This is a genomic window from Nonomuraea sp. 3N208, assembly GCF_052245935.1.
In the GTDB taxonomy this organism is placed as follows: Bacteria; Actinomycetota; Actinomycetes; order Streptosporangiales; family Streptosporangiaceae; genus Nonomuraea.
Window position 1 is genome coordinate 55560 of record NZ_JBQQBR010000060.1, and the last position, 20594, is coordinate 76153.

The 20594-nt window shown below is 68.3% G+C and carries 19 protein-coding genes and 1 pseudogene; 12 read left to right on the forward strand and 8 right to left on the reverse strand.

From position 1 onward, the window contains the following. Window positions 1-170: 170 nt before the first annotated feature. Window positions 171-1343 (reverse strand): benzoate/H(+) symporter BenE family transporter, encoded by a 1173-nt coding sequence (locus ACTWPT_RS53265; protein ID WP_443185213.1) that lies wholly within the window; start codon window positions 1341-1343, stop codon window positions 171-173. A gap of 35 nt (window positions 1344-1378) precedes the next feature. Here ACTWPT_RS53265 and ACTWPT_RS53270 point away from each other — a divergent pair, with 35 nt between their 5' ends. The 7 genes from ACTWPT_RS53270 to ACTWPT_RS53300 all read left to right on the forward strand — a co-directional run bounded on the left by ACTWPT_RS53270 (window position 1379) and on the right by ACTWPT_RS53300 (window position 9026). Then, on the forward strand, window positions 1379-1921 hold the full coding sequence (locus tag ACTWPT_RS53270) for a helix-turn-helix domain-containing protein (RefSeq protein WP_443185214.1): 543 nt from the start codon (window positions 1379-1381) through the stop codon (window positions 1919-1921). An 85-nt stretch (window positions 1922-2006) separates the two neighbouring features. After that, window positions 2007-2576, forward strand: a complete 570-nt coding sequence (locus ACTWPT_RS53275; protein ID WP_443185215.1) for a TetR/AcrR family transcriptional regulator — start codon at window positions 2007-2009, stop codon at window positions 2574-2576. A gap of 455 nt (window positions 2577-3031) precedes the next feature. After that, a complete protein-coding gene (locus tag ACTWPT_RS53280; RefSeq protein WP_443185216.1) occupies window positions 3032-3847 on the forward strand; it encodes an oxidoreductase in 816 nt (271 codons plus the stop codon). A gap of 793 nt (window positions 3848-4640) precedes the next feature. Further along, the gene (locus tag ACTWPT_RS53285) at window positions 4641-5342 is read left to right on the forward strand and encodes an SDR family oxidoreductase (protein ID WP_443185217.1); all 702 of its coding nucleotides are present in this window, start codon (window positions 4641-4643) and stop codon (window positions 5340-5342) included. A gap of 30 nt (window positions 5343-5372) precedes the next feature. After that, window positions 5373-6407, forward strand: coding sequence for an alpha/beta fold hydrolase (locus ACTWPT_RS53290; protein ID WP_443185218.1), 1035 nt, complete (start codon window positions 5373-5375; stop codon window positions 6405-6407). Between the two features lie 174 nt (window positions 6408-6581). After that, window positions 6582-7556, forward strand: a complete 975-nt coding sequence (locus ACTWPT_RS53295; protein WP_443185219.1) for an NmrA family NAD(P)-binding protein — start codon at window positions 6582-6584, stop codon at window positions 7554-7556. Between the two features lie 198 nt (window positions 7557-7754). Then, window positions 7755-9026: an aldehyde dehydrogenase family protein gene (locus ACTWPT_RS53300; RefSeq protein WP_443185220.1), complete on the forward strand. Its 1272-nt coding sequence runs from the start codon at window positions 7755-7757 to the stop codon at window positions 9024-9026. Between the two features lie 144 nt (window positions 9027-9170). On the opposite strand, the gene ACTWPT_RS53305 is transcribed toward ACTWPT_RS53300, so the two are convergent. After that, the gene (locus ACTWPT_RS53305) at window positions 9171-9899 is read right to left on the reverse strand and encodes a MerR family transcriptional regulator (RefSeq protein WP_443185221.1); all 729 of its coding nucleotides are present in this window, start codon (window positions 9897-9899) and stop codon (window positions 9171-9173) included. Between the two features lie 33 nt (window positions 9900-9932). Continuing rightward, on the reverse strand, window positions 9933-11357 hold the full coding sequence (locus ACTWPT_RS53310; protein WP_443185222.1) for a serine hydrolase domain-containing protein: 1425 nt from the start codon (window positions 11355-11357) through the stop codon (window positions 9933-9935). A 261-nt stretch (window positions 11358-11618) separates the two neighbouring features. On the opposite strand from ACTWPT_RS53310, the gene ACTWPT_RS53315 reads away from it, so the two are divergent. Further along, window positions 11619-12257, forward strand: a complete 639-nt coding sequence (locus ACTWPT_RS53315) for a hypothetical protein (RefSeq protein WP_443185223.1) — start codon at window positions 11619-11621, stop codon at window positions 12255-12257. Beyond that, a complete protein-coding gene (locus tag ACTWPT_RS53320) occupies window positions 12254-13246 on the forward strand; it encodes a nucleotidyl transferase AbiEii/AbiGii toxin family protein (RefSeq protein ID WP_443185224.1) in 993 nt (330 codons plus the stop codon). Before ACTWPT_RS53315 ends, ACTWPT_RS53320 begins: the two co-directional genes overlap by 4 nt. An 82-nt stretch (window positions 13247-13328) precedes the next feature. Here ACTWPT_RS53320 and ACTWPT_RS53325 read toward each other — a convergent pair whose 3' ends face one another. Further along, on the reverse strand, window positions 13329-14003 hold the full coding sequence (locus ACTWPT_RS53325) for a hypothetical protein (RefSeq protein ID WP_443185225.1): 675 nt from the start codon (window positions 14001-14003) through the stop codon (window positions 13329-13331). Between the two features lie 192 nt (window positions 14004-14195). On the opposite strand from ACTWPT_RS53325, the gene ACTWPT_RS53330 reads away from it, so the two are divergent. After that, on the forward strand, window positions 14196-14585 hold the full coding sequence (locus tag ACTWPT_RS53330; protein WP_443185226.1) for a PPOX class F420-dependent oxidoreductase: 390 nt from the start codon (window positions 14196-14198) through the stop codon (window positions 14583-14585). Window positions 14586-14927: 342 nt separating this feature from the next. On the opposite strand, the gene ACTWPT_RS53335 is transcribed toward ACTWPT_RS53330, so the two are convergent. Then, window positions 14928-15113, reverse strand: coding sequence for a hypothetical protein (locus tag ACTWPT_RS53335; RefSeq protein ID WP_443185227.1), 186 nt, complete (start codon window positions 15111-15113; stop codon window positions 14928-14930). A 136-nt stretch (window positions 15114-15249) separates the two neighbouring features. On the opposite strand from ACTWPT_RS53335, the gene ACTWPT_RS53340 reads away from it, so the two are divergent. Further along, window positions 15250-16134 carry a LysR family transcriptional regulator gene (locus ACTWPT_RS53340; protein WP_443185228.1) on the forward strand — a complete coding sequence of 295 codons (885 nt, stop codon included), beginning with the start codon at window positions 15250-15252 and terminating at the stop codon, window positions 16132-16134. Window positions 16135-16471: 337 nt separating this feature from the next. Then, window positions 16472-16630, forward strand: a pseudogene (locus ACTWPT_RS53345) (IS110 family transposase); the annotation flags it as partial. 136 nt (window positions 16631-16766) lie between these two features. Here the strand turns inward: ACTWPT_RS53345 and ACTWPT_RS53350 are convergent. Genes ACTWPT_RS53350 through ACTWPT_RS53360 form a run of 3 tightly spaced genes read right to left on the reverse strand, consistent with a single transcriptional unit; the run spans window position 16767 to window position 20422 of the window. Beyond that, entirely contained in the window at window positions 16767-17915 is a 1149-nt protein-coding gene (locus ACTWPT_RS53350) for an alpha/beta hydrolase family protein (RefSeq protein ID WP_443185229.1), read from the reverse strand. Between the two features lie 12 nt (window positions 17916-17927). Continuing rightward, window positions 17928-19385, reverse strand: coding sequence for a S41 family peptidase (locus ACTWPT_RS53355; RefSeq protein WP_443185230.1), 1458 nt, complete (start codon window positions 19383-19385; stop codon window positions 17928-17930). Further along, on the reverse strand, window positions 19346-20422 hold the full coding sequence (locus tag ACTWPT_RS53360; RefSeq protein ID WP_443185231.1) for an ABC transporter permease: 1077 nt from the start codon (window positions 20420-20422) through the stop codon (window positions 19346-19348). The genes ACTWPT_RS53355 and ACTWPT_RS53360 overlap by 40 nt, the downstream gene beginning before the upstream one ends. Window positions 20423-20594 lie beyond the last annotated feature (172 nt).

Here is a 20594-nt window from a genome sequence, read left to right on the forward strand (position 1 = left end):
CTTTTCCGCCCAGCTGGGCAGGGCGCGGCAGGCCCTGGCGGGCTGCCGGAGCGCGACCCGAGCGATCACTACGCCCGCTTCCTGCTCGGCAGGACGCTGGAGCGCGCCAGCCGGCTCGAGGAGGCGCTCCCGCACCTGCGCATGGCCGCCGCCATACATGCCGATCCCGACTACCTGGAGTCGGTCGGCAGGGTGGAGCGCAAGCCGGCCGCCTGCGCCCGCCGTAGCAGCAGGTGCATGAGACCGCCCGCCACCAGGCCCCAGAAGGCCGAGCCGACGCCCAGCCAGCTCACGCCCGAGGCGGTGACCGCGAAAGTGACGACCGCGCCCTCCCTGCCGTGGGCCTCGGTGAAGGCGGACGAGAGCGCGGAGCCGAGCGCGCCGAACAGGGCGAGCCCGGCCACCGCGGTCACCAGGACGGGCGGCGACAGCAGGACCAGGGCGGCGGCCGCGCTGGACAGCAGGCCGAGACCGATCATGGAGATGCCCGCCGTGACCGAGGCGATCCACCGGCGGGAGGGGTCCGGTGCCGCCTCGGGTGAGGCGGCCAGCGCGGCGGTGATGGCGGCCAGGTTGATGGCGTGCCCGCCGAAGGGCGCGCCGAGCGCCGAGGCCGCCCCCGTCGCCAGCAGCACCCCGCGCAGCGGCGGGCGGTAGCCGTACCCGGAAAGGACGGCCATGCCGGGGACGTTCTGGGCGGCCATTGTGACCAGGAACAGCGGCACGCCGATGCCCAGCACCGCGGAGAGGCTGAAGGCGGGCGGTGTGATCTCGACCACCGGCACCAGGCTGAGGTCTCCGGGAGAGTAGGCGATCGCGATGACCGCCGCCGCGGTCGCCAGCGCCCCCGGCACCGCCCACTTGCGGGCGAAGCGGTAGAGCAGCGCCCAGACCAGGATCACCGGACCGGCCAGGTACGGCACGTCGAGCATGGCTTGGACCGGCGCGAGACACAGTTTGAGCAGCACCCCCGCGAGCATCGCGGCGGCGATCGGGCCGGGGATCGCCTCGATGGCGCGGCCCAGCCACGGGATCAGCCCCGCCGCCATGATGAGCAACCCGCAGACGACGAACGCGCCCACCGCCTCAGCGAACCGGCCGTTCGCGGTCAGCAGGAGCGCGGCACCGGGAGTGGACCACGCGATCGCGATGGGCATCCGGTACCGCAGGCCCAGCACGATCGAGACGGCCCCGACGGCGACGCAGAGCGCCATCAGCCCCGAGGCGGCCTGCCGTTCGTCGGCCCCGACGGCCCGTAACCCGGCGAGGACGACGGTGAAGGAGCTGGCGAAGCCGACCAGCGCGGTCACCACTCCCGCGACGATGGGCTGCGTGCGTTCCATATATGGAACACTACAGGATCGGGCAGGATGGTCTCATGACAGCCGTGAGCGGCGACCCGCGCGAAGTCGGCAGGAAGGTGCGCCGACTCCGGCAGGAGCGCGGGATCTCGCTGTCGGAACTGGCCAGGCGAGCCGGGGTGGGCAAGGCCACGCTGTCCGGCCTGGAGACGGGTGTCCGCAACCCGACCCTCGAGACGCTGTGGGCCGTCACCGCCCAGCTCGGCGTGCCCATCGCGGCCGTCCTCGACACCGGCCCTGCCGCGCCGGTGCTGGTGCGCGGCACGGCGGTCGAGGCCACGCTGCTGGAGGTGTTCGACGACGCGGGCGTGACCTACGAGCTCTACCGGATTCGGGTGCCGCCGGGCGCCACGCAGACGTCACCCGCCCACCACCACGGCGTGACCGAGCACATCACCGTCTTCTCCGGCACGCTCAGCGCGGGTCCGCTCGACGCACCGCTGGTGGCGGGCCCCGGCGGCTACCTCAGCTGGCGGTCCGACGTGCCGCACGGCTACGCGGCCGTGGGTGCCGAGCCGGTCCTCGCGTCGCTGCTCATCCGCTACCCGGCCGCCAGCTGACCGGGCACCAGCCAGAGCCACCGTCGGCGCGGGCACAGTAAACCGATCGGTTTTCATTTGGCCGGAGCCGAGTTAACCTCGCAGTATGACCACCGAAGTGAAGCCAAGTCCCCGAGAGCGGCTACTGGAGGCGGCGGCCACGCTCACCTACCGAGACGGTGTCGGCATCGGCATCGAGGCGCTGTGCAAGGCGGCGGGGGTGTCGAAGCGCTCCATGTACCAGCTGTTCGAGAGCAAGGACGAACTGCTGGCGGCGAGCCTGGAGCAACGCGCTTCCGCCTTCGTGGCGAGGCTTCTGCCTGCGGCGGGCGATGGCCGTTCACCCCGCGAGCGGATCCTGCACGTATTCGAGCAGGTGGAGTCACAGGCGGGTGCGCCCGAGTTTCGGGGTTGTCAGTACCTGGCGGTGCAGATCGAACTCAAGGATCAGAGCCACCCTGCGAGCCGGGTGGCGCACCGGGTCAAGGCGAACCTGACGGCCTTTTTCCGTGCCGAGGCCGAACAGGGTGGCGCGAGCGACCCAGACCTGCTGGCCCGGCAGCTCAGCGTGGTCTTCGACGGCGCCAGCGCCCGTGCGGGGATCGGGGCCGACGACCTGACAGGGCTCATCGCGCCCACCGTGGTCACCCTGCTCGATGCGGCAGACATGCGCTGACGCATCGCCTTTTCGAGCAGGCTCGGCGGTGACTGGTGTGCTCTACGAGTGGATGCCGGTCCCCCGGCGGCCGGAGCAGCTCGCATGGCTTCACGCTTCCCGGTGCTCGGGAGGAAGTTCGGCGGCTGCCGCGATGGCGCACCCCTGCGCGTCGGCATACGCATCGCACGAGGGCCTCCCGCAGCCCTTCCACCCCTTCGGCGCCCACTCGAAAACCAGCGGGCGTCTTCCATGCTCCATCAGGCGCCGCGGAGCTCCACACCGTACGGCGCAGCTTAGGAGTGGACGCCTCTGGCCCCGACGACGGCCGAACGCGGACCCTCTGCTGGGTGGATCAACCTGAAAGAGGCGTGACGCGGCCCGGATCAGTTTCCTGTTTGAGCTTGCAGTTGGAAACCGATCGGTTTACAGTGATGCGAAACCGATCGGTTTTCTTATGAGCTGGGGAGTCCAGGATGGCGACAAAACGGCCGGTGGCACTCGTGACGGGTGCGTCATCCGGCATCGGAAAGGCCGCCGCGCTCGCGCTGGTCGAAGCGGGTTTCGACGTGACCGGCACAAGCCGCGACACCTCACGCGTCACCCCGCTCGACGGTGTGACCTTCCTCGACCTCGACGTGGCAAGTGACAAGTCGGTCACCGCCGCGGTCCAGCAGGTGATCGAGCGGTTCGGGCAGATTGACGTCCTGGTCAACAACGCCGGCATGGGCGCAATCGGTGCCGTTGAGGAAAGCTCCGTCGCGCAGGCCCAGGACATCTTCAACGTCAACGTCTTCGGTGTGATGCGCATGACAAAGGCCGTCCTGCCCCACATGCGCGCTCAAGGACGCGGACGCATCATCAACCTCTCTTCCGTGGTCGGCTTCCTCCCCTCGCCCTACATGGCCGTCTACGGTGCCTCCAAACATGCGATCGAGGGGTACTCCGAGTCCCTGGACCACGAGGTCCGCGAGTACGGCGTCCGGGCGCTTCTCGTCGAACCCGCCTACACCAGCACCGGATTCGAGGCCAACAGCCCGCGGCCCGACACGCCCCTGCAGGTCTACGCGAACCAGCGGCGCGCCTTCGACCGCATGATGGAGACAGCGATCAAGGACGGCGACGACCCCGCCATCGTCGCCAAGGTGATCGTCGAGGCAGCGACCGACCCGAAGCCGAAGCTGCGCTACACCGCCGGTTCCATGGCCGGACGCGCAAGCACACTGCGCCGCATCGCTCCTGCCCGGGTCTTCGACAAGCAGATCCGCAAGCTCAACCAGCTGGCCGGCTGACGCTGCCCGCACCCAAACACACCCGCAGCGGTCCCCGGTCTATGACGTGATCCGGACCTGGCTGGAGGACCCCAACATCGGCCCCCGACCGGGACAGCACTCATGGCTGACAGCCCTGCGGGACCCACATATCAGCACCGCCCTCTCCGAAATGCACGAGGCCCCCGAGCGTCCCTGGACGGTCGAGGGCCTGGCACGGGACGTGGCAGCGACATCGCCACAGCCATCGGCTACACCTCGGAGTTCACCTTCTCCCGCCAGTTGGGCGTCGCACCAGGACGCCATCGGCGCGGCACCCCGGCCGAATCCGCCCCGGCCGCCTCCTGACACAGCGAAGCGGCCGACTGGTTCACCGCGCCAGACATCGAGGAAGGGCCCGGCCGACAGGGTCCGGCCCGGCGTCGTAGTGATCGCCGGGCTGAAAACTCCCACCTCTCGTCCGCGAATCCCCCGATCGACGATTGCGGCCACGTCCAAGGCACTGACGACCTCGAGGGCGTCCACCGCTCACACCCGGGGCCACTCGGGCCGTGGTCGCGCTCTCCACGGGTTCGCCGGTGTTGAGGCTGCGGTCCCAGCGCGGAAAGTTGCTGGAAGGTGACCAGGACCCATAATGACCGGTTGCCGCGGTGCGCTCACCCATCCACTTGGTGAGCGCCTCCTCGCTCGACTGACGTCCTTGGCCCGGTCTTGAAACTCACATGGTGATGGTTTTGCTCGACTGAATTTGCATGATGAAACCGATCGGTTTACGTTTGAGGAAACCGATCGGTTTCTCATTGTGGAGGCAGTCGTGACAGCAATCAAGGACGCCAACGTCTTCGTCACCGGAGGCGGCCGCGGCATCGGCAAGGTGCTGGTCGAGGAGCTCTACGCGCGCGGCGCCCGCAAGGTCTACGCCACGGCCCGTGATCCACGTTCGGTGACGCACCCCGATGCCGTTCCGCTGGCGCTCGAGGTCACCGACCCGGCATCCGTGGCGGCCGCCGCCGAGCAAGCTCAGGACGTCACCATCCTGATCAACAACGCCGGCGCCTCGGTCCGCGCTTCGTACCTCGACTCCCCGATGGAGGACGTGCGCCGGGACCTGGAGACCAACTTTTACGGGCCGCTGCTGGTCACCCGTGCTTTTGCGCCGATCATCCAGCGCAACGGCGGGGGTCACATCCTCAACGTCCACTCCGCCCTGTCCTGGCTGGCCGACGGCACGCCCTACAGCGCCTCGAAGGCCGCCCTGTGGTCGCAGACCAACTCTCTGCGCCTGGAGTTGCAGCCGCGCGGCATCGCGGTGACCGGGCTCCACGTGGCCTACGTGGACACCGATATGACGTCGGGCCTCGACGCACCGAAGGCCGACCCCCGCGATGTCGCCGTGGCCGCGCTCGACGGCATCGAGGCGGGGGCACACGAGGTGCTGGCCGACGACACCACACGCTGGATCAAGTCGCAGCTGTCCGCTGACCTGGAAGCCATGTACGCCCAGCTGAAGAAGTAGCACGCGCTCATCGTTTTCAAGGAGATCCTTGTGGAAAGTTCGCTCGCCCACCGCTTCGTCGACGTGAACGGGGTCAGGTTGCACATCGCCGAGCAGGGGCAGGGGCCGCTGGTCCTGCTGCTGCACGGCTGGCCGGAGAACTGGTACTCCTGGCGTCACCAGTTCGGGCCGCTGGCGGCGGCCGGGTACCGGGTCGTTGCCCCTGACCAGCGCGGCTACGCCCGCAGCGAGCAGCCGCCGGACGTCACGTCCTACACCCTGCTCCACCTCGTCGGCGACGTGATCGCGCTGATCGAGGGGCTCGGGGAGGAGCAGGCGGTCGTCGTGGGTCACGACTGGGGTGCACCCGTTGCCTGGACCACGGCGATGCTGCGCCCGGACAAGATCCGCGCGGTGGCCGGGCTCAGTATTCCGCCGATTCTGCCCGGCGGGATGGTCCCGCCCTCGATCACCCGCACCCAGTACGGCGAGGGCTTCTACCAGGTTTACTTCCAGCAGCCGGGAGTCGCTGACGCGGAGTTCGCCAAGGACATCCCGGACTCCTTCCGCCGCCTCCTGGTCGGTGCCTCAGGCGACAACCCGCTCGGCGAAGAACCCCGCCCGTTGGTCGTACCCGACGGTCTGGGCCTCCTGGACACCATGCCGGTGTCGCCCGCTCTCCCGGCCTGGCTGACGGAGGAGGACATCCAGGTCTACGCCGAGGACTTCGCCCTGCACGGTGAGCAGGCCTTCACTGGAGCCTTCAATTGGTACCGGAACATCGAACGCAACAACGAACTGCTCGCACCTTTCCGGGGGCGCGGGATCGACGTCCCCGCGCTGTACGTGGTGGGAGACCGTGACATGGTCACCTCATTGCGTGGCCCGGACGGGGGCAGCTCACTGAGCGATCTTCTGCGCGGCCAGGGCGGGCCGGGCAACCCGCTGAGCGCTGTCGCGCCTCAACTGCACGACCCGGTGGTGCTGCCGGGTTGCGGGCATTGGACGCAGCAGGAGCGTCCCGCCGAGGTCAACGCCGCACTCCTCGACTTCCTCGCCCGCATCGACGGCTCGGCGCCCCGATGACACTACGCAGAATCCGCCTGGCCGGCACCGTCCGGCGGGAGGAGAGCCCAAGGCTCACGCGGAGGCGGCACGGCTTCCAACGGCCTTGCATCTCAAGCACCCCAAGACGGTCGCCGACCACATCCTGGGCTTTCTGAACAGCTGACCCACCCCAACCAGACAGAGGACACATCGATGCCAGAGCGCAATCCCATCCTGATCACCGGAGCCGCCGGCGAAATCGGTGGTGTGAGCAGAACGACGGTCGAGATGCTGCTTGAACAAGGGCACCCGGTGCGCGCGTTCGTGCGACGGGACGACGAACGCGCGCACTCGCTCCGCCAGGCCGGGGCCGAGGTCTTCGTCGGTGACCTGCTCAACATCGCCGACGTGACCGCCGCGCTGAAAGGCTGCCGACGCATCTACTTCAGCATGAGCCTGTCGCCGTACTACACCGACGCCGTCAGCCTGATGGCCGCGGCGGCGCGGGCCCAGGGCGGCATCGAGGTCTTCGTCAACATCTCCGAGTACGAGCAGTCGTTCATGACGTTCGAGAAGATGACCGCACCGGACGAAGAACGGCGTTCGTGGCTCGGCGGGCTCATCGCGGACTGGTCGCCGCAGCAGCGGGCCCACTGGGTCGCCGAGCGGGTGCTGGAGTGGTCCGGCCTCCCGACTGTCAACATACGGGCGGCCATGTTCGTCGAGAACCCCCTGATGACCTGGCTGGCGCTGGAGCCGCTGAGCAACGGTGAACTGCGCCTGCCCTTCGGCCACCACCGGCTCGCGCCCATCGCGGGTTACGACGTGGCGGAGGTGTGCGCGAAGATCCTGGCCGACCCGGCGCCGTACATCTCGAAGTCCTACGAGCTCAACGGTCCGGAACTGAAGGACATGCACGGCTTCGCGGAGGACTTCGGGGCCGTGCTGGGACGCCAGGTCACTTACGTTCCCGAAGAGGTCGAAACCTGGAACGAGAACTATGTGGACAGTGCCCTGGCCGAGTTTCCGCACACTGCGGAGCACCTGAAGACCCTGACCCGGTTGATTGGCGGCGGAGGGTACCGCGGCGTCACCGACCAGCTGGAAACCCTGCTCGGGCGCCCGCCGAAGACCGTGCGGTGGGCGCTGGAGAACCATCCGCGCATCCGGAAAGTGGCGACTGCCTGAGCCGCTGGGCGCTCCAGAGCAGAACAATGAGAGGGGCACCGCCGCCCGCTCCCCTCACTCCCCTGTCCGAAGACGTCACCGCACCACGACTACGCCCCATTTCGTCAGCACCTCGGCGGCCCAGCGAACATGAGATTGTTGAACAATGCTACAATCTCCCTAGAACTTGCCGTGCGCCCGGCCGGCGGAAGGATGCCCTTGACCAGCGACGACAACCGTCAGACCCGCTCCGCCGAAGATGCGGTGCGTGCCTGCGCGATCCGGGCCAAGCAGAGCTGCACGACCCTCCACAACGCGACGGACACGGTCATCGACACCGCGCTGCGCGCCATGGCGGAACGGTTGCCGGCGGCGCGACACACCATCACGTCCGCCAACGAAGAAGACCTCGCCGCAGCCGTATCCGCCGGGATGTCACCCGCCCTCCAGGACCGGCTGCGGTTGACCGGCCCACGGCTGGAGAGCATGGCCGCGGAGCTGCGCACGCTGGCGGACGTGGCGCACGAGCCTCGCGACAAGGCCCTCGAAGAGCGCCCGGACGGCCTCACACTGCTGGAACGCCGCCGGCCGGTCGGCGTCATCGGCGCCAACTTCGAGGCACGTCCGAACGTCACCCTCGACATCGCCTCCCAGTTCCTCAAGTCACGCAACGCAGGCGTGCTCCGCACCGGTTCGGCCGCACTCCGCTCGTCCCGGGCCATCGTGGAGCAGGTGATCGCGCCGGCCCTGGGCGAGGCCGGCCTCGATCCGGACGCCATCCAGCTGGTACCTAGCGAAGACCGCTCGGCGGCGTATGCGCTGGTGTCCCTGCCCGAGCTCATTCCGCTGGTCATCCTCCGCGGCAGCGGCGACAGCACCCGCGACCTCGGCCGCGAGGCCGCCCGCCACGGCGTGCGTACCCTCGCCCATGCCGACGGCGGCGGGGTCCTGTACGTGGATTCGGCCGCAGACGACAAGGCCGTGCACCAGCTGATCGCCGAGAGCCTGGACCGGCTGGGCGTGTGCAACCGGCTCAATCTGCTGCTCATCGACCAATCCGTCTACGACGAGCGGCTGCCCGGCATTCTGAAAGTCCTGGACCGCCTCGGCATCACCGCCTCCCTGCCCCCGCACACCCACCCTCGCGGGTACGAGTGGTCGCTCGACTCGAACCGTGCGGCCACCGTGACGGTCGACGCCGCCGACGGCCCACTGCACGCGGCTCGAATCGCCAATGAAGAGACGTCCGGACTGGCCGCCGCCATCGCGACCGAGGACCCCGCCGCCGCCGCACAGTTCATCGACGCCTACACCGGCTCCGGGGTCTTCTGGAACTCCACCACACGGCTCCTCGACGGCTTCAAACTGCTGCGGCTACCAGAGACCGGAATCAACATCGACCGGGTGCCGGGCCCACGCGGCCCGGTGAGCTTCCGCGACCTGTACTTGCGGCAGTACATGATCGTGCCGAGCGGACGGCTCACGTCCTGATCGGACGGTCATTGCCTCCACCTGTGACTGAGGCACCAGCTCGGGATTTGCGGCGTCTACATACACCCACTACATCGAGCCGTTCTGCGGGTTCGCACCTCGCGGAGATCAGACACTCCCAACCGAGCAGCACGCAAATCGAGGCTAGCCCTTCATGAGCTGGGCCAGGCGGTCCCAAGCTGGGGATGAGGCTCCGGGCTGGGATTGCGCAACCAACCTGGCGATGGCCGGATTGTGGATGGGACGGGTCTCGGATCGGCTGTGGTGATTGGTGAACCAGTTCCGGGTACGGTCCGCGAGGGCGGGGAGGCGGGGATCGTCCGGCGACCAGTCGTAGGCCGCGTCAGTTTCGAGGTAGAGGGCGCGGAACTCGGGATCGGTCATGAGCTCGCGTTTTTCGGCGATCCACAGGGCGGCGTCCTCGGGTGAGGCCGTTTGCATGAGGATCCAGCCGTCGCGTTCCAGGTGCGTCTGGCGCTCGCTGACGCCGAGTTCGCGCAGAACGTCGAGATAGTCGGCGACTTCCGGAGAAACGAACAGCCGGTCGCCGCCGCGCAGCTGGGCGAGTTGATCGCGGGTTCGCCGCAGCTGCGCGATGCGGTCTTGGAGGTTGTGGTCGATCTCGGCAATGGCCGCCGTGAGCGCGTCCGGGTCGGCGTCAAGAAGGTCTTTGATGCGGGCCAGTGGCACGCCCGCGTTGGCCAGGGTCCTGATCTTGACGAGGTCGATGGCGTCTTTGGCGGTGTAGCGCCGGTAGCCGGACGAGTCGCGGACGGGCTCGGCGAGCAGACCGCGCTCGTGATAGTGACGGATGGCTTTGATGGTCACCCCGGCGTAGTCCGCGAGCTGGCCGATCGTGAGCATGTTGGACATCCTCCCACCCGGCGGTCAGGTCGTTCGCAACGGTCAGGCCCGTCGGGTCAGACGGCCGCCGCCGTTGCGGAAGCGCGCTTGGCCGTCGCGGACGTCGTGGTAGGAGACGAGCAACAGTCGCAGGTATCCGTCGAATGTCTCCAGCGGGTATCCGGCGGGCGCGAAGAGGCCGGGCCGGATGGGCACGTAGCGCTGCGGCGGGGCGGAGGTCGTGCCGCCGGCGAACTCCGTGAAGATCTGCTCCTGCGATTCGTCCGCCGGTTCGTAGGTCGTCCGCTCCTCAAGCTGACCTTCGACAATGCTGACGTCGATGCGGAGCTGATTGGAACGATAGGTGCCCACGTATGGGGTGAGGTCGACGTCCTGCTGCACGTCGGTGACCAGAGTGGGGATTTGGACCCCGAGATGCTCGCTCAGCAGACGCTGCAGGATCTGGTCCTGCAGCATGATCGCCCCCGGGTTGTTGCCGAAGGCGGCGAAGACCAGATCGTGTTCGGGCACGACGCACAGGATGGACACGCCGCCGGGCGACGCGCCCGACATCGCCAGGACGGTCGTGTCGCCGAACGGGTACCGCACCCAGCCCAGGCCCATCGGCGGGACGTTCGGGGTCGCCATGTCGTGCGAGACCTGCTGCATCAGCGCGGTCGACTCGGCCGACAGGACGCGTGCGCCGGATGGGGACACACCGCCCGCGAGGTGGGTACGTCCGAAGGCGAGCAGGTCGGCGATCGTACCGATCGGCGTGCCGCCGGCCGGCCCCCAAGTGTCGGGCAACATGAACATGCCTGTGGGCCTGGCCGCCATGGTCCCGGGGTCCAGGAAGTGGCCGACAGCGGTGCTGCGCAGGATGGCCTGCTCGGCAGAGGTGCTGGAGTCCTTCATGCCGACGGGTGCGTAGATATCGCGCTCGAGCAGGTCGGGGAAGGGCATGCCGGTCACCACTTCCAGCAGGCGGCCGGCAACGATCATGCCGCCGTTGGAGTAGCTGAGCTGCTCGCCGGGCTCGAACAGGGTGCCGCAGCTGCTCGCGAGGCCGTTGACGTAGGTCTTCAGGGCGTCGCGGCCCTTGGCATCGGGGAAGAACAGGTCCGCGTCGATGCCGTTGGTGTGGGAGATCAGGTGTCGCACCAGGATCTTGCCCGCCGCGCCTGGTGCGGCCAGGACGAATTCGGGAAGGTACTTCACCACCGGCGTGTCGAGGTCCAACAGTCCACGGTCGACCTGCCGCAGGACCAGCGTGGTGGTCAGGACCTTGGTGACAGAGCCGAAGAGGAATCCGGTGTCTTCGAGCATCGGTGCGCCGGTGGCGACGTTTGCGGTGCCGTGGGCGAGGACGATCTGCTCGCCGGCGTGGTAGACGCCGGCGACGAACCCGGGGACGTTGTTGGACTCGCAGTAGGCGGCGGCCTGTTCGCGGATCTGGGCTTCGACTGTGTGCAGTGCGTTGTTGTTCATGCGAATCATCGTCGAACCTTGCCCTAAGGGCAGGGTCAAGGTCGGAAACCAAGAAAATCGGGGAGCTTCAGGATTCACCTGAAGATCCATCCCGCGTACACCCCGTGAACATGCGTCTGGGGCGATTCGTAGTGTGGACAGGCTGCTGCGGGAAGGCACGCGGTCACCTCAACCTTTCAACCTCGGGTACACGTCGGTCCTGCATTAACTGAGGAGAAAACCGGTCGAACCGGGCGCCGTCCGATGGAACGATGTGCGGCCATGGGGAAACCATCGCCGTCCGGCCTGGAGTTCGCAGGTGTCTTTGACATCCATGTGACCGTCGCGGCCGGCACCTCATTCGAGCGCCTGGCCCCCTGGGCGGCCCGCAACGGCGGAAAACTCACCCACATCGTGCTCGCCCGCGGCGAGGTCACCTCCCAGCCCATGCTCACCTTCACCGGCCGCGGCACCCTGACCGGCCAGCGGGCCACCGCCGCGATCAGCGTCGCGCGGCTGCGTGACGAGGGCTTCGACGTCGTCCGGGTCAAGATCGAGGCCGCGCCGTGGAACGACGACGTGCCGGCGAACGCGGAGGCGGCGGCCGCGCTGGCCGCGTGCTATTTCGAGCACCACGCCAAGGTGGCGGTCCGCGACGACCCGGCGGCCCTGGCCACGATCGCCGGACGCCATTCGGCGCACGTGTCGCGGAACGCCAGGCGGATGCGTGGCGACGGCTCCCATGAGCGGTTCGTGACGCAGCGCTGCAGGAACGTCGGCCTGCCCGAGGCAAGACGGCGGTTCGACGCACTTCTGGCGGAGCTGAGGTCGGCCGGCTTCGCGGTCCTCGAGGCCGAGCAGGAGTTCGTGGTGCACGACGACAACCCCGGCATCGACAACGGCTGGATCGAGGAACGATGACGCCGCGACGGAAGCAGAAGAAGCAGCAGGAGAAGCAACCCGTGTCCGAGCGGTACGACATGCCGGCGGAGGAATCACCCGACGTCCCGGTGACGTACCTGCCTCTCACCCGCAGTGACGGCGTCCGCCAGCCGCGGATCTTCGATCCAGCACTGAAGCAGTTCACCTATGCCTTCCGTGCTGGAGAGCCGGCCTTCGAGGACGAGGAGAGCGGGCGGCGCTGGCGGCGGGCGCGGCGGGAGGCGATCGACCACCTGGTCGGCATCGTCGCGGACTCGCCCTGGTCCGAGAACCTCGTGCTGCGCGGCAGTCTGCTGCTGGAGGCGTGGATCGGGGCCGAAGCCCGGGATCCGGGCGACCTCGACTGGGTGGTGGTGCCGCATGACGTCGAACTCGAGAGCTCGTTCACGGCGGAGATGTTCAAGGGGCTCATCCGCGCCGTGGCGGACAATCCCGACGCGTCCGGCACGGTGACCGTCGATGCCACCGGCATCCGCGTCGATGACATCTGGACCTACGATCGCACACCGGGGCAGCGTCTGGTGTTCACCTGGCACGCCGCGGGCCTGCCGTCAGGGACCGTTCAGCTCGACTTCGTCTTCAACGAGCGGCTGCCGGTCCCACCTGTCACGGCGCTGATCCCGCGGGCGGGCGGCGGCGAGCCGACCCCCGTCCAGGCCGTCACCCCCGAGCTGTCTCTGGCCTGGAAGATCCTCTGGCTGGCCTCCGACATATGGGCTCAGGGCAAGGACCTCTACGACGCCGTACTGCTGGCCGAGCGCGTCACGCTGCCCGATGAGCTGCTGCGGCAGGTTCTGCAGGAGGCACTGGGCGAGCGGGAGGCGGCGGAGTTCGACCTGGACACGATTCGGAGCTGGGACGTGGACTGGGATGAGTTCCAGATCGAGTATCCGCAGGTCCAGGGCCAAGCGCACGTCTGGAAGAGGCGTCTGGCGCACGCGCTGACCCCGACCTTCACCCGCCGGTGAAGACGTCCTCGGGCACGAACGCCTGCACCGGGAAGCTGAGCACGTCCACCAGCTGACCGACCTTGAGGCCGACGGCACCGCACTAGGCATCCTTGATGCTGCCCGAGAGGCTGCGGCACATTCTGTCGGAGCTGGCCAGCCATACGACCCTGAACTGGTAGCCCTGGGCCTCCCGGAGCACGGTGTCGGCGCAGAACGTGGGTGCCGGCGGACCTTCCGCCCGCACGCCAAAGCCTGGAATGAAGGGCACCTGCTTGGCCAGCAGGCAGATCGCATCCTCCGCCAAAGCCTCCACGTCGCCTCGCACCACGGCCACGACACCCAGCGACCAGCCGTACTCGGGATCTTGGTAGACCGAGACCGCCAGGTGGTCGTTCTCGTACGCGCAGTCCACGGCATCCGCAACCAGGACGACCTGCTTGGCGAAGGTCGTCAGCCCCGTGCGGAACTTGCGCAACTGCTCATCGTCGGCCAACTTCTGTTGCGGGATGGCGTCGAGCACGAGGCCGAGGAAGCCGTTCACGCCGAGGCAGGGGTTCGTGGCGATCCGCTCGACGCCCTCGGGCGAGGGCAGCAGCGAGCGGGTGATCGGCCCGGCCTTGGGGCAGAAACCCTTCTTGGCCGGTGGCGGGTCCTTGGGTTGCGCCTGGGGCGGCTGATCGGCGCTGGCCTGGTCACCCTGGAACTCGCACCCGGTGAGGAAGTTGAAGGAGAGGATCGCGATCAACAGCCCGCTGAAGGCGGAGCGACGATTCATGGAATCAAGCGTGGGATCCCGATCGCCGGATCGTCATGAGTAGCCCCTACTCAAGCGCGTAGCGGTCGCCAATGGGGTGAACACGAACGTTGACCGGGCCGGATAGCGAGCGGTTCCGGATGCAAGGCTCCGGTTGGTGAGCTGCCCCGGTGCGTTTGACCGCGCTGATGTCAAGGTTCCATGCTGGCTCGCATGATCTTCACCCAGGCTGAACTTGACTATCTGACCAGCCAGCACCTCGGTCGCCTGGCCACCGTCTCTCCGGCTGGTCAGGTGCAGAACAATCCCGTGAATTTCTTTGTGGACGCCGCCGCCGGCACGATCACGATCGGCGGGGGCGCGCTGGGAGCCTCAAAGAAGTTCAGGAACGTCCAGGCGGGCAGCACCGTGTCGCTCGTCGTGGACGACCTTGCCTCGGCGGACCCGTGGGTGCCGCGCGGCATCGAGATCCGGGGTTCGGCTGTGGCTCTGACGGATCACGAGCCGCCGGTGCCGGGCTTGTCTCGGCAGATCATCACGATCACGCCCAGCCAGATCATTTCTTGGGGGTTGGACGGGCCCAGGGCGAGCCGCAAGGTGTGAGAGCGCGTGGCCCCTTACGAGAGGATCGTCTCGTAAGGGGCCACGAACGTTCAAGGGCGATCGTACGCTGACCATGAACGCTCGCCGGGTCTCTGTGTCACAGTTTCTTTCGGGGCCGACACTGAGCCGGTGCCCTGTGGGATCGATCCTGGCGCGGTCCCCAGCGCGATCGTGCTCTTCGCCTTCCAGCGGCATGCACGAGGGTCGGGGGTGAGCTCGGCGTGGCCCAGTTCGCAACCCCAGGCCGCAATCGCTGAACCGCTCATGGCGTCCACCTTCGCCGACCGCTCTGATACCGGGCCGTTGCCGTCCTGACGCCGCAGCTGACACGACACCGCATGGTCAGCGCGAGGACTGGTGAGCTGGGTCGAGGGCTCCGGTGATCTTGCGGGTCATCCCGATCAGCTGAACGGTCTCGCGGGCGGCCGGCTCGTTGCCGTAGTCCACCGTGACCAGCGCCCCATCGGCTGCCAGCCGCCGCGATGGCCTGGCCGATCCCTCGCGAGGCATCCGCACCAGTGCCGCCATGCCGTCAGATTCGCCATCTCGCCACTCCTGAGCGACCCCGGTAGTTCCGCATTCGAGGATCGAGTACGGTGGATCACCAGAACAACGACAAATGACGCAAGATCACATAAGCGGCGCTCATCATGGCAGGTCAGGCGTGGAACTGCGTGACATCGAGATCTTCCTGACGCTGGCCGAAGAGCTGCATTTCGGGCGCACCGCCGAGCGCCTGCACGTCTCCCCGGCCCGGATCACCCAGGTGATCAAGAAGCAGGAGCGGCAGATCGGCGCCCAGCTGTTCGTGCGGAACAACCGCAGTGTCTTGCTGACGCCCGCGGGAGTTCGCCTGCGTGACGACCTGCTGCCGATCTACCACGCGCTCGGCGAGAGCGTGGAGCGGGCCAAACGTGAGGCGCGGAACAAGAACGAGGCGCTGCGGTTGGGCATGCTCAGCACCAACACCGCCGAGCTCCGTCCCCTCTTCGACGCGTTCGCGGCCCACCGTCCCCACTGCGAGATCCAGCTCCGCTACGTCAGTTTCAGCGATCCCTTCGGACCCCTGCGCGCCAGGGAGGTCGACGTGCTGCTGGCCTGGCTCCCCGTCGAGGAGCGCGACCTCACCGTGGGTCCGATCATCTCCACCGAATACCCCGTGCTGACCGTGTCAGCCACACATCGGCTGGCCACGCGGAAGTGGGTGAGCTACGAAGACCTCGGCGACGAGGTCGTCATGGGCGGCGCCCACCCCGGCTACTGGCGTGAAGCGATCGTCCCCGCCCGTACCCCCAGTGGCCGGCCCATCCGCATCGGGCCGACCGTGTCAACCGGTGAAGAAATGCTCCCCATCCTCGCCGCCGGAGAGGCTGTCTCCCCCGTTTTCGGTCACTCCGCCCGCTACTACGCCCGGCCGGACACGGTTCACGTGCCCATTCGGGACGCGCTGCCGCTGCGCTGGGCACTCATCTGGAGCACCGCAGCAGAAAACGACCTCATCCGCCACTTCGCCCAAGCTGCCCGTGACGTCGGCGAGCTCGAATTCTGAACGAGGGCTCCGGCACACCGGCACCAGCCCTCCCGCCTGATCACCTCGCACGCCATCGACCCACCGCGTAGCGGCAGCAGGCCAGGGACGAAGCGTCAAGCCCGTACGGGTTGCGTCCACGGGAGTGGTGTACGAGTTTGACCTGGTCCCGCAGAATCCGCAGAATCGTTCACTGAACTAGCGAAACGCACGAGGGTCGGGGTGAGCTCGGCGTGGCCCAGTTCGCAGCCCCGAGGCCGCAATCGCTGATCCGTTCATGGCATCCGCCATCTCCGACCGCTCTGATACTGACATCCCCGGCATCGGACGCACCGCCGCCTCGTTGATCCTTTCCCCGTATCTGGCCCGGGTTCTGGGCGAAGCCGCGGTCTCGGCCGGCAAGACCAACACCTTCCTCGGCGAACGCTACCGCCGCATCGCCCGCCGCCGCGGCAAGAAGAGAGCCATCGTCGCCGTCGGCCGCTCCATCCTCACCATCGACTGGCACCTGCTGTCCGACCCCCACGCCCGCTTCATCGACCTGGGCGCCGAAGAAGCGTTCGCTGCTGGTGTGCTGATAGGCCCGCCACTCTTATCCCTTCGGCGGTCTTCAGCTTCCTCCGACAGCTTCAGGATGCGCAGGATCCTCAGGATCAGCCGCAGGCCGCGGGGCAGAACTTGACCTCGGGGTGGCGGGATGACGGCTTGTCCAGGACGGGTTGCCGCTGTGACTTCAGGTGCTGGTCGAGGAAGGCTGCCACGTACGTGCGGGTGAGTTCGGCGCCGCGGGCCGCGGGCAGCATGCCAGGGAGAGGTTCGAGGCCGATGACGTCTGCCACCAGCGGGATGTCGGTGAAGGACTGGTGTTCGGCGTCCGACAGCACGAGCCAGCGCTTCCACCCGGTCAGCAACTTCCAGTCACGGTCCCACGAATTGTCGCGGCCGCCCGGGACATGCTCTTGCGAACCCAGGAACATGAACGGCCGGGAGAGGCCGCTCTTGGGGATGCGCGCGTAGGTGGTGCCGTCCATGTCGATGCCGGCGCGGATGCGCGGGTCCTTGACCATGGCCGCCACGGTGCTGGCCCCGCCGATCGACTGGCCCACCATCGCGATCCTTTTGCGGTCGATCAGGTCGAAATGCTTCCACTTGGAGGTCAGCTGGTCGAGGACGAAGGAGACGTCGGCCGCCCGGCCCTGGACGAGCCCGGCGCCGAAGCCCGGGTCGCTGTTGCTGCCGCAGGCCAGGCATTCGGCGATCCGCCCATCAGACAGGGTGGTGGCGTAGCTCTCGTAGGTGTGGTCGATGCCGGCCACGACGTACTCTCGGCTGGCCAGGTCCTCGGCCAGAGACGTGAGGGTGCTCATCGGCTTGGTGAAACCAGGGGAGAGCACAACCAGCGGGAGCTCGCGCCCCGCGGGGTCGGCGTCCTGGACGGCGTTGGTCCGGGTCTTGCTCAGCGTGTCGTACGGCGCGCTCGCGATCCCGGAGCCTTTCAGGAGGAGCTCCGATTCCTTCGGCGTCATGTACGGAGCACGCTGCCCGTCGCGCTGCTCGGTCGGATACCACAGGGTGACCTTGAGTTCCCTGGCCTGGACGTCGAGGTCCCAGGTATCGGGGCGGGAGGTGTCCGTCAGATGCAGGACGGTGGTGCCGACCGGATGGGCGCCGGTGGGGGCCGGCAGGGTGGCCGGGCCGGCGGGCGTGGCCGACGGCGCGGCGGCTCTGGGCGGGGTGGGCGCGGAGCAGGCGGACGCGGCGAGGACGGTCAGTCCCGCGGCGACGGCCAGGATCTGTCTCATGGTGAGGTCCGTTCACTTCTGCAGCAAGGTCAGGGCCTTGGCCAGCGCGGGGTCGCGCCCGGCGGCCGCGTCCTTCGGGGTCAGCGGCACGTGGTGGTCGGGCGGCACGCCGATCCGGTCGATCACCTCGCGATTGGGCCCCAGGTGGTGCTTGGCGGGGAAGCTCAGGAGGGTGTTGTTGCGGAGCAGGTACGGCTGCGACGGGCCGGAGATCACGCCGGCGGTTCTGGTGCCGACCAGTTGGCCGATGCGCAGGTCCTTGACCGCGGAGCTGAAGTGCTCGCAGGCCGAGGCACAGTCGCGGTCGGTGAGCACCACCAGCGGCAGGCCGAGGAGCTCGACGGTGTCGTCGGTCCACCCGGTTTCGCACTTGCCGTCCACGGTGCACTGGTAGGCGGTGACCTTGCCATGGACGAACGCGCTCAGCAACCGGATCGCCTCCACGGGGCTGCCGCCGCCGTTGCCGCGCAGGTCCAGCACGACGCCGGCCAGCGTCCGGCCGGTACGCAGCCTGGAGATCGCCCGCAGCACCCGGTTCGCGGAGTCGGCGGAGAATCCGGTCATCCGTACGTAGGCGACGTCGTCGTCCAGCAGCTTCGACCGCACCACCTGCAGACTGGCCAGATCCCGCGGGTAGAGGCCGGGCTTGAGCGTCACGCTCCAGCGGCGGCCGGTCGCCTGCCGCAGCAGCCGCAGCCGCACCGGCCGCGCGTCCGGGTACGCGGGGTAGAGGGCGGCGATCGCGGGGCCGGCCTTGCCATCGACGAAGGGTGCCGATCCGTTGATCGATTCGATGAGGTCACCCGGGCGCAGCCCGGCCGCCTGCGCCGCGCCACCCTCCACGGTGGTGACGAACAGCGGCGGGAGGGCGACGCCGGGGTCGTCGTTCACCTGCGTGGCGCTGACGTTCGCCTCGAGCCCCAGGCCGTAGCCGTCACCGTCGTAGTAGTCGAGCGGCCGCTCGGGTTGGTGCGCCCAGCGGGCGTGGTTGTCGCCGAGGCGAGCCACCATCGCCTCGAGGGTGACGACGGCCAGCTTGTCGCGCAGATCGGGAACCTGGTCGCTGATCTTCCGGTAGGCGGTCTCGAAGGCGGTCCAGTCGGCTTTGCGGTCGGCGGTCAGCGCCGGCATGGTCGCCTCGGGCAGGTCGCGCCCGTTGCGGTTGAGCTCCTGCGTGAGGGCGACGAATCCGGCGGCCAGCAGCAAGCGGGCGTCCAGCGTGGCGCCGCTGTAGTAGTTGCCGAGGATGCAGAAGTACGCCTGCTCGATGGTGTCGATCGTGGTGGCCGTCTCCGCACCGGGAGGACTCTGGGGCGGCGCGCAGACCATACCGGCTGTTGTGCTCGCCGCCTGGCTGCGCGGCGGCGTCGGCGCGGTGCAGGCCGCCGCCAGCAGGAGGGCAAGCCCCGCGGCCGCGATCCTGACGACGGTCATGACAGGCGTCTCCGGATCCACCAGAACGAGAACCATGTGAGGCCGAGGGTGAGGAGGGCGTAGATCCCGGTCTCAATCCACTGGAAGGGCCAGAAGCGTTCGAGGGGCTGGTAGGTCGCCTTCTGCCGATAGCCGAGCCGGTTGATCTCGGCCAGGCACGGGTTCATCCCCGGTGGTCCCGCTGGCGCTCCACAGGGGCCCGACGTCGTGGAGATCGGGATGGTCCGCGCGATCGTCGTCGACGGCCCTGAGACTCCTTCGGGGCTGTCGGTGCTCGTACGTCCGGACGAATCGACCAGTTCGCTGGACAGGACCCAGGCGCCCGCGTGGCCGGGAACGGCCGACGTCCTCAGGAAGATTTGCAGGGATCCGCCTCTCGGCGCGCCGAGGCCATCCATGTTCTCCCGGCCGAGCTCGAAGGTCCCGGTGACCGGGGGCATCAGGTGGGGACGGACCATCAGCGGCATGGCGAGCTGGATCGCGGCGAAGGCAGCCAGGGTGAGGGCCATGGCAGGCAGCGTGCGGCGTACCAGCATGCCCACGGTCACGCCGAGGACGAAGGCGAAAGCGGCGTACCCCATCGGGGCGATGCCGCGCGCGCCGAACACCACCGGAGCCATCTGCGCCATTTCCGGCACGGCCGACTTGTCCAGGGGGTCGGACCACCAGGTCACCGCGAGGCCGCACACGCAGGCGGCCGCCATGGCGACCAGGCCGGTGAGCCCGAGCTTGACCGCCAGCCAGCGACCGCGGGTGACGCTCTGGTTCCACACCAGCAGGTGCGTGCCCGACTCCAGCTCCCGGGTGATCAACGGTGCTCCCCAGAAGAGCCCGACCAGCGCCGGCAGGATCAGCACGACGAGGGTGAGGGCCAGGAAGGGCATGTCGTACTCGCCGAAGAACCGGTCGAAGAAGTCGATACAGGTGTTGTCCGGGGTGCAGTCGGCGATCCCGGCAGCGTAGCGGGAGGCCAGATTCGGGCCGGTCAGGGCCAGGGCGGCGGTGAGGACGACGAGTACGGCGGCCATCATTGCGGCCGAGCCGCGGAGCTGGCGCCAGGTCAGCCAGATCATTGCTGCACCTCCAGGGCGACTTGCCGGTTGTCGGCGGGGCGCTTGTCCATGTAGGCCAGGACGAGGTCCTCCAGGCTGAGCTGGGTGACCGTCCAGGCGGGGTCGTGGATCGGGGCGTCGGTACGGATCACGTACGTGCTCTGCCGGTCGGTGTGGCTGGCGGAGATGACGT

What these genes read in the sequence shown, in the direction of transcription:
- ACTWPT_RS53360 (WP_443185231.1), bottom strand. Translation starts at nt 20,422, where the DNA reads ATGATCTGGCTGACCTGGCGCCAGCTCCGCGGCTCGGCCGCAATGATG.
- ACTWPT_RS53305 (WP_443185221.1), bottom strand. Translation starts at nt 9,899, where the DNA reads ATGTCCAACATGCTCACGATCGGCCAGCTCGCGGACTACGCCGGGGTG.
- ACTWPT_RS53295 (WP_443185219.1), top strand. Translation starts at nt 6,582, where the DNA reads ATGCCAGAGCGCAATCCCATCCTGATCACCGGAGCCGCCGGCGAAATC.
- ACTWPT_RS53355 (WP_443185230.1), bottom strand. Translation starts at nt 19,385, where the DNA reads ATGGTTCTCGTTCTGGTGGATCCGGAGACGCCTGTCATGACCGTCGTC.
- ACTWPT_RS53350 (WP_443185229.1), bottom strand. Translation starts at nt 17,915, where the DNA reads ATGAGACAGATCCTGGCCGTCGCCGCGGGACTGACCGTCCTCGCCGCG.
- ACTWPT_RS53330 (WP_443185226.1), top strand. Translation starts at nt 14,196, where the DNA reads ATGATCTTCACCCAGGCTGAACTTGACTATCTGACCAGCCAGCACCTC.
- ACTWPT_RS53275 (WP_443185215.1), top strand. Translation starts at nt 2,007, where the DNA reads ATGACCACCGAAGTGAAGCCAAGTCCCCGAGAGCGGCTACTGGAGGCG.
- ACTWPT_RS53320 (WP_443185224.1), top strand. Translation starts at nt 12,254, where the DNA reads ATGACGCCGCGACGGAAGCAGAAGAAGCAGCAGGAGAAGCAACCCGTG.
- ACTWPT_RS53315 (WP_443185223.1), top strand. Translation starts at nt 11,619, where the DNA reads ATGGGGAAACCATCGCCGTCCGGCCTGGAGTTCGCAGGTGTCTTTGAC.
- ACTWPT_RS53310 (WP_443185222.1), bottom strand. Translation starts at nt 11,357, where the DNA reads ATGAACAACAACGCACTGCACACAGTCGAAGCCCAGATCCGCGAACAG.
- ACTWPT_RS53265 (WP_443185213.1), bottom strand. Translation starts at nt 1,343, where the DNA reads ATGGAACGCACGCAGCCCATCGTCGCGGGAGTGGTGACCGCGCTGGTC.
- ACTWPT_RS53325 (WP_443185225.1), bottom strand. Translation starts at nt 14,003, where the DNA reads ATGAATCGTCGCTCCGCCTTCAGCGGGCTGTTGATCGCGATCCTCTCC.
- ACTWPT_RS53335 (WP_443185227.1), bottom strand. Translation starts at nt 15,113, where the DNA reads ATGGCGGCACTGGTGCGGATGCCTCGCGAGGGATCGGCCAGGCCATCG.
- ACTWPT_RS53270 (WP_443185214.1), top strand. Translation starts at nt 1,379, where the DNA reads ATGACAGCCGTGAGCGGCGACCCGCGCGAAGTCGGCAGGAAGGTGCGC.
- ACTWPT_RS53280 (WP_443185216.1), top strand. Translation starts at nt 3,032, where the DNA reads ATGGCGACAAAACGGCCGGTGGCACTCGTGACGGGTGCGTCATCCGGC.